Source organism: Enterococcus sp. DIV0183 (assembly GCF_050541505.1).
Lineage (GTDB): Bacteria > Bacillota > Bacilli > Lactobacillales > Enterococcaceae > Enterococcus > Enterococcus faecalis.
In genome coordinates this window covers 974,813-989,407 of the sequence record NZ_CP172932.1, presented here as the reverse complement: position 1 = coordinate 989,407, position 14,595 = coordinate 974,813, and the positions used below count along the sequence as shown (strand labels likewise).

At 39.0% G+C, this 14,595-nt stretch carries 14 protein-coding genes and 1 other RNA gene; 2 read left to right on the top strand and 13 right to left on the bottom strand.

The window, feature by feature from the left end; translation table 11 throughout:
• Nucleotides 1–26: 26 nt before the first annotated feature.
• The 13 genes from IGK72_RS04995 to IGK72_RS04935 all read right to left on the bottom strand — a co-directional run bounded on the left by IGK72_RS04995 (nt 27) and on the right by IGK72_RS04935 (nt 11,491).
• On the bottom strand, nt 27–545 hold the full coding sequence (locus IGK72_RS04995; protein ID WP_002361637.1) for a GrdB-related putative oxidoreductase: 519 nt from the start codon (nt 543–545) through the stop codon (nt 27–29).
• A gap of 17 nt (nt 546–562) precedes the next feature.
• Complete coding sequence (gene celB / locus IGK72_RS04990; RefSeq protein WP_002384702.1) at nt 563–1,918, bottom strand: PTS cellobiose transporter subunit IIC; 1,356 nt, start codon at nt 1,916–1,918, stop codon at nt 563–565.
• A gap of 18 nt (nt 1,919–1,936) precedes the next feature.
• On the bottom strand, nt 1,937–2,266 hold the full coding sequence (locus IGK72_RS04985; protein WP_002357981.1) for a PTS sugar transporter subunit IIB: 330 nt from the start codon (nt 2,264–2,266) through the stop codon (nt 1,937–1,939).
• A gap of 19 nt (nt 2,267–2,285) precedes the next feature.
• Complete coding sequence (locus tag IGK72_RS04980; protein WP_002361636.1) at nt 2,286–3,239, bottom strand: N(4)-(beta-N-acetylglucosaminyl)-L-asparaginase; 954 nt, start codon at nt 3,237–3,239, stop codon at nt 2,286–2,288.
• Between the two features lie 169 nt (nt 3,240–3,408).
• A complete protein-coding gene (locus tag IGK72_RS04975) occupies nt 3,409–4,707 on the bottom strand; it encodes a Sapep family Mn(2+)-dependent dipeptidase (RefSeq protein ID WP_070415907.1) in 1,299 nt (432 codons plus the stop codon).
• Nucleotides 4,704–5,468, bottom strand: coding sequence for a GntR family transcriptional regulator, LSA1692 subfamily (locus IGK72_RS04970; protein WP_002357984.1), 765 nt, complete (start codon nt 5,466–5,468; stop codon nt 4,704–4,706). The genes IGK72_RS04975 and IGK72_RS04970 overlap by 4 nt, the downstream gene beginning before the upstream one ends.
• 173 nt (nt 5,469–5,641) lie before the next feature.
• Entirely contained in the window at nt 5,642–6,289 is a 648-nt protein-coding gene (nth, locus tag IGK72_RS04965; RefSeq protein ID WP_002357985.1) for an endonuclease III, read from the bottom strand.
• 14 nt (nt 6,290–6,303) lie between these two features.
• On the bottom strand, nt 6,304–7,020 hold the full coding sequence (locus IGK72_RS04960) for a DnaD domain protein (protein ID WP_002357986.1): 717 nt from the start codon (nt 7,018–7,020) through the stop codon (nt 6,304–6,306).
• 32 nt (nt 7,021–7,052) lie between these two features.
• Nucleotides 7,053–8,549, bottom strand: coding sequence for a carboxypeptidase M32 (locus tag IGK72_RS04955; RefSeq protein ID WP_002360566.1), 1,497 nt, complete (start codon nt 8,547–8,549; stop codon nt 7,053–7,055).
• 18 nt (nt 8,550–8,567) lie between these two features.
• Complete coding sequence (locus IGK72_RS04950) at nt 8,568–9,731, bottom strand: THUMP domain-containing class I SAM-dependent RNA methyltransferase (protein ID WP_002357989.1); 1,164 nt, start codon at nt 9,729–9,731, stop codon at nt 8,568–8,570.
• A gap of 237 nt (nt 9,732–9,968) precedes the next feature.
• An RNA gene (gene rnpB, locus IGK72_RS04945) (RNase P RNA component class B) lies at nt 9,969–10,337 on the bottom strand.
• A 107-nt stretch (nt 10,338–10,444) separates the two neighbouring features.
• A complete protein-coding gene (gene gpsB / locus IGK72_RS04940; RefSeq protein WP_002357990.1) occupies nt 10,445–10,855 on the bottom strand; it encodes a cell division regulator GpsB in 411 nt (136 codons plus the stop codon).
• A 93-nt stretch (nt 10,856–10,948) separates the two neighbouring features.
• Nucleotides 10,949–11,491, bottom strand: coding sequence for a DUF1273 domain-containing protein (locus IGK72_RS04935; protein WP_070415908.1), 543 nt, complete (start codon nt 11,489–11,491; stop codon nt 10,949–10,951).
• 62 nt (nt 11,492–11,553) lie between these two features.
• Between IGK72_RS04935 and recU the strand changes: the two genes are divergently transcribed.
• Nucleotides 11,554–12,171 carry a Holliday junction resolvase RecU gene (gene recU, locus IGK72_RS04930; protein ID WP_002388848.1) on the top strand — a complete coding sequence of 206 codons (618 nt, stop codon included), beginning with the start codon at nt 11,554–11,556 and terminating at the stop codon, nt 12,169–12,171.
• Between the two features lie 41 nt (nt 12,172–12,212).
• A complete protein-coding gene (locus tag IGK72_RS04925) occupies nt 12,213–14,549 on the top strand; it encodes a PBP1A family penicillin-binding protein (RefSeq protein ID WP_048941825.1) in 2,337 nt (778 codons plus the stop codon).
• Nucleotides 14,550–14,595: the final 46 nt, after the last annotated feature.

The following is a 14,595-nucleotide window of genomic DNA, read 5'->3' as shown; positions in this document are numbered from 1 at the left end:
TGGATTTCTCTTTAGATTATCAACAATTAAAAACAACTTGTTTCTTCTAACTGTTTGGTTTCTTTTCCATTTGCTTTTGCCACGACCAATTGCGCCATTTGTTTAAACGAATTATTTAAACCAATGCCGCCCTTTTTGGGCATCTTCACAATCGGTACTTGCTGATAATAGTGACTAACTGCTGGATTTTCTTCTGCCATCGCTGCAATTGCAGGAATGCCTGCAGCATTAAACTTACAAGCTAGACGAGCAGCCATTTCTCCAAAATTAGGATAATGCATGGCTGGTCCGCAAAGAACCGCATCGGCATGAAACTTTTTTGCAAAGCCAATAAATTTCTTTGCTACCTCTTCCTCGTTTTCCAAATAATATTGGTCACCACAATAAAGTGTCGCAACAATTTCCGCTCCTTGCTTCTGTAAAAATGGTAGCAATGTTACCCCTGGACCTAAGGGAGCTTTTTTACCACTTGGTTTCAGCTGAGCTTGTTCATCACTGCCAAATCCTGCTAAACTGTGGTTTAAGACTAAAAGGATTTTTTTCATGCCTATTTCCTCCTTATTTATAAATCATCGAAGTCAAAGGAATCAAAATCAATTTCTTCACTCTCTTCTTCTTGTGCTTTCCATTCTTCACGTAAATATTGGTCATCCATAACTCGAATAAAAGGATAATAAATGAACATTCCTAGTACCAATAAGAGAGCTTGCAGAATTGATCCTTGCCAACCGCTGACTAAAAATCCTGAGATAATTGGCGGGGTCGTCCACGGCAATTGAATACCATTCGTCAATGGAACTAAGCCCCAATCCATAGCAAAATAGGCAATAATAATATTAATTGCGGGTACTAAGACAAATGGAATTAAAAGGATTGGATTTAAAACAATTGGTAACCCAAAAATGATTGGTTCGTTAATCCCAAAAACACCAGGAATTAGTGAAAGTTGCGAAAGCTTTTTAATTCGTTGACTTTTACAGAATAAGACCATCACAATGATTAATGAGAGTGTGGAACCGGCGCCACCAAATGTTGCAAACATATCTTGAAATTGTCCAGTGATGATGTTGGGAATTTCATGACCGTCTTTAAATGCTTGTAAATTTTCAACAGACAATGCCCGCAAAACAGGATTAAAGACTGCGCCAACCACACTACCTCCGTTAATGCCAAAGAACCAAAAGAAGTGTAAAAATAAATAAGCAATGCTCATTGCACCTAAGGTATTACCAAGACTCAATAAGGGCGTTTGTAGAAATTCAAAAATAACATCTTGTAAATTACCATAAGGAGTTAAAGCAGCCAGCCAATTGACTAAAAACATGAGAGTAACAACTAAAAAACTCGGAATCAGGGCCTCAAAAGACTTAACCACTGTTGGTGGCACTCCTTCTGGCATTTTTATTGTCCACCCTTTACGAACAATGGCCACAAATAAACGAGTCGCAATTAATGCGACAATCATTCCTAAAAACAAGCCACTGGAACCCATCCATTTTAAAGGTAAACTAGTAACTTCATAAACCTTTGAACTATTTTCCGGTGTAAATAATGTTTGATAAGGCGTTACAATAAAAAATGAAACCAATGCGATAATTCCTGCTTGCATTGCATCCACATTGAATTGTTTTCCTAAACTATAGGCAATACCGACAACGGCCAGAATAGTCATTACATCAAAACTAGCACTAGCTGGAACAGACATCATTGTCGCCCAGTCTTTACCAAGCAAATGAGACATCCAAGTATCCCATTGTGGCAAAGGAAAATTAGCAATTAATAAGAAGACCGAACCAACAATCAACAAGGGCGTTGATAAAAGGAAGCCATCACGAATCGCTACTAAATACTTATTTTCTCCTATCACTTTTGCCAAAGGGGTCAATACGCGCTCTAACCAATCCAAAAATTTTTGCACGGTCGTCACTCCTATCTATTATTTTTTATTTTGCTTAATTAACCGCAGCGCTTCTTTCAATGCTTTTTCGCCATCCATCATGCCGTAAATTTCTGGCGCAATTGCAGCGACAGGAATCCCTTGAGGAGCAAATTGTTCTTTTGTTTTTTCTAATAAAAAACGGACTTGTGGTCCTAATAAAATAGCAACAGGCTTCTCTGCTTCAACCACTTCTTGTGCTCTTGCAATAGGAAAAGCAGTAATCATTAAAGGCATTTGATGTTTTTCCACCACTTCCATCATTTTATTCACCATAATACTTGTAGACATCCCTGCATCACAAAAAAGATAAATTTGTTTTTTACTCATGTTCCTTCACTCTCCTCATTTATTCAATTGGTGCTTTGATTCTTTTTTCATAGGCCGCTAACCATTCTTGTGAAATCGGCTGAATCTCTGTGGTATGATTCTTGCCTGGATTTGCAATATAGATTTCTGGTTGCTGCATATCAGTACCAACCGTAAAAGTAAATTCCACATTCGTAGCTACGCCCCAGTCTCCCTGTTTGTTCATGGCCACTAGTGAAAAAGCTCCTGCTTTCCCATAACGTTGGGTCAATTTTTCATGAAAAGCATAGACGGCTTGATCACATGCTTGTTGTGGCGAGCGCCCTTCCCCCATTAAACGAACGATTTCATAAGAAAGACAGCCTTTCATTAAATCTTCACCTAAGCCTGTAGCCGCAGCACCACCAATTTCGCTATCAACATAAAAACCAGAACCTGACAGTGGTGAATCGCCAACACGTCCTGCTTTTTTCATGAAGAGTCCCGAACTGGAAGTGCCAGCTGCCATTGATCCTGTTTGGTCTAACGTAATAGCGCCGACAGTATCATGCCCATCATAGGGGTTCAACTGATTTTCCTGAATTTCTTTTAAACGCTTTTGCCACCATTGATTAGCGCGTTCTGTCAACATATTCTTTCTTTCAAAACCGTGCAACATTGAATATTTCGTTGCACCTGCGCCAACACGAAAACTATTAAACTTCTCTTTACTTAATGCTTTAGCCACTGAAATCGGATTTTTAACATCTGTAATTCCCGCCACAGCACCAATTGCAAATGTGTCTCCATCCATATAGGCAGCATCCATTTCTAAAATCCCTTCCTCATTAGGTAAACCGCCGTAGCCCACTGACTTATAAAAAGGATAGTCTTCTACTTCTTTAATTAATTGTTCCACGGCCGTGCCTGCAGCACCTCCTTGTTGTAATTCTTCTGTAGCTTTTAGTAACCCATCATGTGCCATCCGCCATGTCGCAATTGCACCCCAAGTCATTTTCCATCCGCCCTTTCGTTAACGCTTACATTTCTCCACCATTATAAACTAGTATATACTGTTTTGTATATACTGAAAATGAAATTTTATACAGAAAAATAGAAGATACACGTATGCGACCTCTACGAAACACATTGGCTTCTTCTCATACGTGTATCTTCTATTGGTTTTATGCTTCTGTTAATGCAATCATCGCTTGCATATAGATTTCCAGATTAAGCAGTAAATCTTTTTCATCCATATATTCATCTTGGTTATGCGCAATGCCTTTTTGACCAGGAAATGATGGACCAAAAGCAACGATATTCGGCATAAAGCGAGCATACGTAGCACCTGTAGTTGTGACTGGCGTCCCATCTAAGCCAGTAATTTGTTCATAAACCTTGGTTAATTTTTGAACATTGCGCTCATCTTTTGGAAACAGCGTACTAGGGAGGCGGCGGATGACGGTCACTTCACTTTCTGGAAATAGTGCCTTCGTTAGCTGCGTGGTTACTTCGTTTTCTGTAATAGAAACAGTATAACGCACGGCCAATGATAACACCAATTGCTGTCCTCTTTTTTCCAACGCATAGGGCGTTAAAATCAATTGCCCACTATCCTGATCCTTAAAGTCCAGAGCTACTCCTTCGCCATAGTGCTTTTCGTGAAAACTAGCGGTTAACCAGTCGAAATACTGTAATAAATTTCCTTTGACTAACTGTTCCTCGCTAATTTTCTGTGCCAATAAAGTAATCGCGTTCTTGCCTAGTTCTGGCGCATTGGAAGGAGCACGTTTTCCCGTGATTGCTGTTGTTTTTCCCGCAATCACCACACTTAATTGATCAGGTACGTGGTCTTTTGCTTGATCACCTATAATCTGACCAATTTGTTCACTTGAATCATCTGGGATGGTCGTTGTGATCTCATAATTAACAATCCCTCGCTCCCCATAAACTACTGGATATTTACAATCTGGAGTAAATCCAAAAACGGGTGCGTTTTCCTTCTCTAAATATAAGGGGATATCTCCACTCCCACTTTCTTCATCCGTGCCAAACATTAAGCGAATGGTTTTCTTTGGTTGGTAACCAAGTTCTTTCAGTAATTTCATTCCATACAGGCAAGCCAAGATAGGACCTTTATTATCTAGAATTCCTCTACCATACAAACGTTGATTTTTTTTCGTTAATTGAAAGGGCGGCACTGACCAACCAGAACCTTCTGGTACTACATCTAAATGACCAATAATTCCCAGATATTCTTCCGCTGTTCCCCATTGCGCATAGCCAACTGCGTCATTGACAATCCCAGTTTGAAAACCATAACGCTCTGCAAGTTTCAGCGTTTCTTCCAAGGCTCTTTTCGGTCCTTCGCCAAAAGGTGCCTCTTTTTTAGGCGACCCTTTCACACTTCGAATCGCGATAATTTTGTTTAAGTCTTCATAAAATAAATCTTTTTGAGCGGCTATTTCTTCTTTGATCTTCATTCGTTCCAAGAACCTCCTAGCTCCACTTGGTTGTTTTCAGACGGGCTATAGCGGGTCAGTGTGTTTTTAAACGTGTACCGATCTGCTCGATATAAAGAGACATCATATAAAATAGGAGTTGCATCAAGCGCATAGGTGATAGAGTGGACTTGTAAAAGTGGTTGGCCCACAGGAACATTCAATAATTCTGAAATTTCCGCTTCAACTAAGATTGCTTCAATTTCTTGATGCGAATAAGCAATCTCGACGTTCTTCTCGATTAAGCAGAAAAGAGAGCCCTCGAAGTCTTGCTTCGTATGGCCTTGTACGTATGCCTGTGGCAAATAAATTTTTTCAACTGTCATTGGTTCGCCGTCTAACATTCGGCGGCGAATCAGTTCATAAATTGCCTCATTTTTGCCTACTTGGAGCGCCTCCCGAATTTTCTCAGCGGGATGTACTACTTCTTCAAAGGAAATGACTTCTGTCTGGCTTTTTTTCCCGTAAGCTTTGGCTGCCTCAGTAAAACCTTGTAAGCCAGCGCGACCACTTTGAATTTTCGCTTGCGACATCACATAACTACCTTTACCATGTCGTTTTACCAAAATATTTTTGCGGATCAAATCATCAATCGCTTTACGGATGGTCAAGCGACTGCAGTTATATTCTTTAGCTAAATCATATTCTGAAGGTAATTTTTGTGCACTTACATACAGACCGTCTCGAATCTTCTTTTCAATTTCTGCAGAAATTTGCTTAAATTTGGGTGCATTTTCTGTCATTTCATCGCCTATCTTTCTTCAAAAAAATAAATTTTCTAGTATATACCACACTATCTATACTAAATCAATTTTTAAGAAACCGCAATCATTTGTTGCGTTTCTTAAAAATCAAAAAAAGAAAGCGAGCCACAAGTCGGTTGGACTTGTGGCTCGCTTTTTTAGGAAAAAATGTGTTATTTCCCTTTCATCCGTTCTTTGCCTTCTTGACACATATAGAGTAGCGGACAGGCTTCACATTTAGGCGCTCTTGCTAGGCAGTGATAACGCCCAAAGAAAATCATGGTATGGTGCGTTTTCACCCAGAGTTCTTTCGGAACTTTACGCATTAAGGTTTGCTCAACTTCAGTAACATTCGCATTTAGCTTACAAATTCTAAGGCGCTTGGACACTCGTTCCACATGTGTATCTACTGCAAAAGCCGGTTCGCCGAAAGCATCTCCCATTACTACATTGGCTGTTTTTCTCCCCACGCCAGGTAAACTGACCAGTTCATCTCTGGTTTGCGGAACTTCTCCATTGAAACGTTCTAAAAGTTGTTGTGCGCACGCTTTAATATTTTTTGCTTTATTGCGATATAAGCCAATGGTTTTTATTTTAGCAATAATCTCCTCCACCGGCGCAGCTGCTAAAGCTTCTGGTGTTGGAAAAGCTGCGAATAAACCAGGAGTCGCTTTATTTACCGATACATCGGTTGCTTGCGCACTTAAAATCACAGCAATTAATAATTCAAAAGGATTCTTATGTTTTAATTCACATTCTGCATTTGGAAACATCTCATACATAATTTCAATAGCTTCCATTGTTTTCTCTTTTGATAGCATGGCCCACCTCCTTTTTATTCACTGTCTTCTGGATTTAACCAATTGTGTAATGTAACCTTTGGTAACGATTCTTGTGTCTGACCTTGTTGTTCAATCTCATTTTGAATCATAGAATCTTTTCGTTTTTTCTGATCAGCAGCAACTTGTTCTTTGGTGGTAATATTTTTACGCTCCCACGCAAGTAAAATACGATCAATATATTTCAAACTATACGCCTGATTTAAAACAGCTTCTCGCAACGCTAACCGGATTAACTCAGGGGAATAATGGTCCGTGTTCAACCACTGACCAATCATTTCTAATTCAATGGGTGAAAGTGGACGTCCGAATTCTTTTTCAAAGCCTTGGTAAAGCTGTTTAATTTCATCTTCGTGGTTTGCGACAACTTGTTTTTCTTTGCTCGTTTGTAAAAATAATTGAATCTTTTGAAAAACAGGCAGTAAATCATACGTATCCATCATTTGACCTTTTTGGTTTTGTTGTGTTTCAATTCGAATAAATCCGCGAGAAACCAATTGATTTAATAACTTATAAATCGTATCTGGCGTTTTGCCCATCGTCTCTGCAATCGCCATTAAGTCTGGAAATAAATCGCCTGCATTTTGCGAACGAAAAAGTTGCAGTAAAAAGAGAAATTCATCATCTTTCAAACCAATTTTTTGGTAATGATCAAATAGTAAGTTTGAGATTGTTGTTTCACCAGCTTCTAAATATTCACGAATTGATAACATTGTTGTTGTCCACTTCCCCTTGCTTGTTTCACTTATTGCACATGATAAACATCAAAATAAATAGCTTTCATATAATCAATTAAATAACTAGGATTCAATTCTTCCCCCGTTGCATCATAAATTAATTGATTTGGTTTACGTGAAGCGCCGTACTGATGAATATGTTGTGTTAACCATTTACGGATATCAGAATAATCCTCCGAAGCTAAAATTTCATCAACAGATAATTCTTGTTTCATTGCGTGAAATAGTTGCGCGGCGTACATATAACCCAAGGCATAAGATGGGAAATAACCAAAGCTACCTCCAGACCAATGAACATCTTGAAGGACACCTTCTAAATCATTTTCAGGTGATACGCCTAAGTACTCTTGGTATTTTTCGTTCCACACTTTTGGCAAATCAGCGACTTCCAAAGAACCATTAAACAACATTTTTTCAATTTCATAACGAATAATGATATGCAAAGGATAGGTGAGACTATCGGAATCAATCCGAATCAAACTTGCTTTCGTTTCTTTTAAAGAAGCATAGAAATCTTCAAAAGCAATATCATCAAAAGTACCTTCTGCGCATTCTTGGAAAAACGGGTATTGTTTTTGCCAAAAAGCCCGGTTGCTACCAATGATAATTTCATTAAAGAGCGATTGTGATTCGTGAATCCCCATAGAGGCACCTTCGCTTAGCGGCGTAAAGTCAAATTTAGGATCAAAATTTTGTTCGTACATCCCATGACCCGCTTCATGAATCACACCAAATGTTGCCATTGAGAAATTATTTTCTTCCCAGCGCGTAGTAATCCGCGCATCATTTCGATTTAGAGCTGTCATAAATGGATGAACTGTATCATCTAATCGGCCTTTTGAAAAATCATAGCCTAATTGCTCAACCACACCAATCACAAAACGGCGTTGTTGTTCTTTGGTCATTTTTCTAGATAAAAAGTCAGTTCTAGGCGGCGTACCTTTTTCTGCTAAAACGGTCCGAATCTCTTGAATCCCTTGTTTTACTTGGTCGAATACTTGGTCTAGCTTCTCAACCGTCATCCCTGGTTCAAATTGATTTAATAACACATCATACGGAGTTTTTTCTTCTTTTTGCCAATAAGGAATGAACTCTTTTTGGAACGCAACGACCTTCGTTAAGGTTTCTTCTAACAAGCCGAAATCTTGTGCAGCGCGTGCTTTTAGCCAATCTGTATGTGCTTGGTTTAATACTTTAACATATTCTTGCATACGTTCAGCTGGAACATTTTTATTCAAAGCATATTCTTCTTTTACTTTTTCAAAAACCAGTTTCCCTAATTCAGATAATTCTTCAGGGCGTGTCTCAAAATAGGCCAATGCTTCTTGAATAACTGGGCCAATACTTCGTTCAAAATATAATCCGGTTAAATACCCTTCTACTTCTCCTCGAAAAGGACTACTTTTTTCTGGCATCCCAGTTGATGAATCCCAGTCTAATAATGTCAAGGCATTTTTTAGTAATTGAATTTCTTTCACTTCTTGTAAAAATACAGCTTCCTTCATTTTTTTACACCAGCTTTCTTAGTCTTCCCGTGGTTTTCTTGGTGGACGTGTTCCCCAGTATTGGAATAAATCTGTTCGTAAGGCTCCGTTGTAAAGCTTCCGTTTTTTAGTAGCTTTGGCACCATAATATTCTTCAAAAGCAAGATCACTCGTCAGTATATACTTGCTCCAAGTAGTTAACGGACGGAAAACATGGCCCATTTCTTTATACAAACGACGAACACTTTCCTCTTCTCCTAAACGCTCACCATAAGGCGGGTTAGCTACCATTACACCATATTCCTTCTCGGTTGTAAAATCTTTTAATGCCAATTGTTTAAAGGTAATTGAATCACCTAAACCAACTTCCTCAGCATTCGCCCGTGCGACTTCAATCATTCGTCCATCAACATCTGAACCACAGATATCTAATTCAACATCGTAGTCTGCCTTTGCCTCGGCTTCGTTACGTACTTTTTCAAAAATTGCTGGATCAACCCAATCCCATGTTTCACAAGTGAAACTACGATTAAAGCCAGGGGCAATGTTATGGCCAATTAACGCTGCTTCAATACAAATCGTTCCAGAACCACAAACTGGATCATAAAAAGGACGATCTTTGCGCCAATTGGTCAACATCACTAAAGCAGCTGCCATGTTTTCCTTAAGAGGTGCGCCCCCCTTTTCAATGCGATAGCCTCGTTTAAATAAACTTGGTCCAGTCGTGTCCAACGTCAACGTCACTTTATCTTTTAGCAGAGCCACTTCTAATTTAAACAAAGCTCCTGTTTCGGTTAAAGGCACCGTCGCTGGACGATGGTAAACTTCTCTTAAACGGTTAACAATGGCTTTTTTGGTGATGGCTTGGCAATCAGGAACACTATACAATTTTGACTTAATTGATTTACCTGCAACTGGAAATTCTGCATCTAAAGGCAAATAATCTTCCCAAGGAAGTGCTTTAACTTTTTCAAATAATTCATCAAAACTATAGGCGTTAAATTCGCCAACGACGATTTTAATCCGATCTGCTGTCCGTAGCCATAAATTGGCAGTAGCAATTGTTTCAACAGTGCCTTCAAAGACGGCCCGGCCATTTTCTACTTCACAGGGAATCCCTAAATCACGCAATTCTTTTCCAACTAATGCTTCTAAGCCACTAGCAGCCGTTGCAACAAGTTTGAATGTTTTTTCTTTCGTCATAAAAACTCCTTCTTGACTCTTTTTTATTGTCTGGAGCTAACAGTCCTGCCGACTACTGCTCCGCTTGTTTTTTATAATTGTCCGCTTTCTCTGAACTAAACGGTCCTGTCGCGGCCTCTTTAGAACAGACAGCTTACTACTTTTATCTCAGTTTCTTTATTTTAACATTTTTTTATTCTTTTCGTAAAAAAAGCCTTCACAACTACGTTGGAAGGTCTTCCTGAATTACTTGTAATTTTCTATAAGCCATGTTCTGTATCACCAATTCTTCAGGAAAAATTGGTGACGGTCATCATCTATCTGCAGAGTAAACTCTGCCTCTTCTACTCGTTCATTTCCTTTAGAAGAGCGCCCCTACCATTGTTTGGGTTGCTCGCTCGAGGGGTTTACCGCGTTCCACCGATGGAGTTTCCCACATCGCTTCGTCACTGTGGCACTTTCAAGGATACTTTGACATAGTCGAAACCTTAGTCATTTTTCCTGCCGTTACTCTAAAAGAGTACCTTAGCTTATGATTTCGCTAAGCACGAACACTACAAGCATCTCAGCTTGTGCGAGCATGGACTTTCCTCAGCTTGCAAAAGCAAACCGCGATCACCCGAAAATTACAAATCTGTTTAAACGAACAGCAAAAATTTACACACTACAACAAGTGTCCGCTATTCTAACAAATGCTTTTTGTTCCTCGTGAAAACTTGACTTAAATTGTCTTGTTAAAATTGACGTGTTTGTGCATTATCAACATCATGGTTCGCTGGTTCTGCAGTCATTGACGGTGCGGAGGGCGTTACAGGTGTTGAAGGTGTTTCATCTAACTTTTTACCAAAAACTTCACGCTCTAAGTTTGATAAACGTTTTAAAATATCAAAGTTGGTCACTGCTGCACTTTTTGGTACTTCTTGAGCAACACGAGGCGTTGGTTGGGCTTTTGATAATTGGTCTAATTTTGCCATTAAGCGGCTGTTTTCTTCTTGCAAGCTTAATAATTCTTTATTATAAGCTTCGTAGTCTTTAATGACATTGTCTAAAAATTCGTCTACTTCAATTGGGTCATACCCGTTCATCATTTTCGTTTTAAATTCTTTTTGTAAAATGTCTTTAGGACTATATACTAAATTTGCCATGTTTACACCTCATTTGTTTATTTACGATAGAAAATTTCATAGTTCCACAAATACTATTGTAACGAAAAATAGCTAGAAAATCAAACAGATTCTCTAATCAATCACCGAGTTTTGTAAATCATCCATTGTAATTAAGCGAATATCATAGGGTTCTCGTTCCGAAAAATGTTGTGCATCCTTTAAAAAATACTCCGTTTTGCCAGGGTACTCTTTGTCATAAATAAGTAAGCTGCCCCCAGAATGTTCCAAAAGAAATTTTGTATGCATTTTTAATTGTGCTGGCGATTGATAGGGCTGGTGACTTACTGAGTTGATATAATCAGCCAAACTTTCCGCTTTCGTTAACAGTTCTCGATTTTGTTCATTCCAATTATTGCCAAAGTCTTTAAATGGATAAAGCAAACCTAGCTGGATTTCTGGATATTCCGTTTTTAATTCCCCAACTACTTCAGCTGTCCAAAGTTCAACACCTAAATTGCCAGAAATCAAAATCCATTCTACTCCCGCTTCAATATAACTAGCTAACTCTTTTTTTAAGACATTTTTAATAACTGTGATTTTCGGGTCTTTTCCTTGAAATATCCCCAATTCAAAGCTGCGATAACCGGTGACATAGAGGGTTTTTATCATTTCCATAAGTCATCCCTTTTCTTTCAGGTCTTTTTTTTGGTATAATACAGGCTAGGAGTGTGATAAACGTGACGTTCCATTATCCTAACGGAATACCTTATAATCATCATGAAGCACAATCACCAAAAAAACAAGTAAAAAAGAAACGCCCCGTTGAATTTGGTAATCGTGGGATGGATTTCGAAGAAGCGATCAATCAAAGCAATCAATATTATCTATTGAATAAGCAAGCAGTCGTTCATAAGAAACCCACTCCTGTTCAAATTGTTAAAGTAGATTATCCCAAACGAAGTGCGGCTGTTATTAAGGAGGCCTACTTTAGACAAGCTTCAACGACTGATTATAACGGTGTATATCAAGGCCGTTACATAGATTTTGAAGCGAAAGAAACGAAAAATACCACGTCCTTTCCCTTTAAAAATTTTCATCAACATCAAATTGATCATATGGAACAATGTATAGCACAACAAGGGATTTGTTTTGTGCTATTATGGTTTTCAAGCTTAAAACGCTGCTTCTTTTTTAGTGGTGAAAATCTAATAACGCATTGGAAAAACCAAGCAGTTACTGGAAAAAAATCTATGCCGCTTGCACTCATCGAGAAAGAAGGAATTGAATTATCTTTTGGAATCGCACCGCGAATCCCTTATCTCGACGCAGTGGAACAATATATTCAGACACACTAGATTCATAAAGTTTTGAAAGTATAACAAAGGAGTTGCTATTTATGCCAACCGCAAATTCAGGCTCGCGAGCTGCTAGACATGCATCCAACACCTCATCGAAGTCGAGTTACAAGAAAAAGACACAACCGCCGAAAAAGAAAAAACGGCTTGTTTTAAAAATCTTTCTTGGCTTACTTATCGCTGGGATGGTCGCTTTTTTAGCAGGCGTTGGTCTTTTTTGGTTCTATGCACGACAAGCCCCAAAATTAGAAGATGACAAACTGAATGCGACAGTTTCATCGAAGCTTTACGATATTAATAATGAAATTTTTGAGGATTTAGGCGCAGAAAAGCGTGAATTAATTCAACCAAATGATGTGCCTCAATTATTAAAAGATGCCATTGTTTCTGTCGAAGACCGTCGTTTCTATAAACACATTGGTGTGGATCCGATTCGGATTATCGGTTCTGCCCTTTCAAATGTCAAAAATGGTGGATTACAAGGCGGAAGTACCTTAACCCAACAATTAATTAAATTGTCCTACTTCTCTACAAAAGAATCTGACCAAACCTTGAAACGGAAAGCACAAGAAGCATGGATGGCTGTTCGTTTAGAACGTGAAAAATCAAAAGAAGAAATTTTAACTTACTACATTAACAAAGTCTACATGGCGAATGGTTTTTATGGAATGGAAACAGCGGCTGAAAATTATTATGGTAAACATTTATCTGAACTTGATTTACCACAAACGGCCCTACTGGCAGGAATGCCACAAGCGCCAAACTCATACGATCCCTATACAAAGCCAGATACTGCTAAAGAACGCCGGGATGTTGTACTCTACACAATGTACGACAATAAAAAAATCTCGAAAGCAGAGTACGAAAAAGCTAAAGCTACCCCAATCGATGAAGGCTTAGTGCCATTAAAAGCCAGTGATGACAATCGAAAAGTCGTAGATAATTATGTCAAAGAAGTAATCAATGAAGTGAAAGCAAAAACTGGTAAAAATGTTTACACAGACGGACTAGATATCTACACAAACTTAGATATGAATGCCCAAAAACAACTTTACGATATTGTCAACAGTGATCAATACGTTGCGTTTCCAGATGATAAAATGCAAGTGGCTTCAACCGTTATTGATGTTGCCTCTGGACAAGTCCGCGCACAGATTGGTGGTCGTCACATTCCTGATGATGTGCAATTAGGAAACAATTTAGCTGTTAACACCCAACGTGATGTTGGTTCAACCGTGAAACCAATCATGGATTATGGTCCCGCAATTGAGAATTTAAATTATTCGACAGGTCGCCTCATGGTGGATAAACCAACGAAATATCCTGGTACCGACATTGATGTCTTCAACTCTGATTTAACATATCAAGGCGTCATTACTATGCGCCGTGCGATTATGGGTTCTCGTAACACGACCGCGGTCCAGACGTTTGATGAAGTTGGTAAAGAAAACATCATGCCTTTCATTAAAGGACTAGGAATTGACTATAAAAACTTAGAAGCCTCGAATGCCATTTCAAGTAACACAAGCGATGTAGATGGCGATAAATATGGAATTTCCTCATTGAAGTTAGCAGCAGCTTATGCGGCTTTCGCCAATAACGGGATATACAACAAACCGTATTACGTAAACAAAGTCGTTTTCAATGATGGAACTAGCGTTGATTATCAACCTGATGGTAAACGTGCGATGAAAGACTCTACCGCCTATATGATGACGGATATGTTAAAAGATGTTTTAAACGGCGGGACAGGATTTAACGGCGCCATTCCAGGCTTAATCCAAGCGGCCAAAACAGGGACTTCTAACTATACTGATGAAGATTTAGCACGAATGGGGACAACAGAAAAAGGAATTGCCCCGGATAGTACCTTTGTTGGTTATACAACACACTATGCCGTTTCTGTTTGGACTGGATACAATGATCGAAATACACCAATCTATCAAGAATACTATGGAATTGCCTCGGATGTTTATCGTGAAATAATGAGTTACTTGTCTCAAAATGTTTCAAACGATGACTGGGTGCAGCCAGACAGTGTTGTGCGGGTAGGTAATGAATTATACGTGAAAGATGCCTATGAGGTACCAAATGTACAAGTTTTACCAAGTACTACCTCTTCAGCACCACAGCCGGAATCTAGCAGTACGGTGGAATCCTCTTCCACAAAAGAAGCGGAAAGTTCATCAAGTTCTAGTTCAGAAAGTGCGCCTTCTTCCTCTGAAGCGCCACCATCAACCCAACAACCGGCAAGCTCTTCCTCAGCAGAGCAACCGGCAACATCGGAACAACCACCTGAACCATCAAGTTCTAGTTCACAAGAACCGCCGCAACCACCTGAAAGTAGTTCTAAACCAGATGAAAATAAAGCAGCATAAAAAGTACGGGGCTCATGATGAGCCCCGTACTTTTTTAGATTAAAAA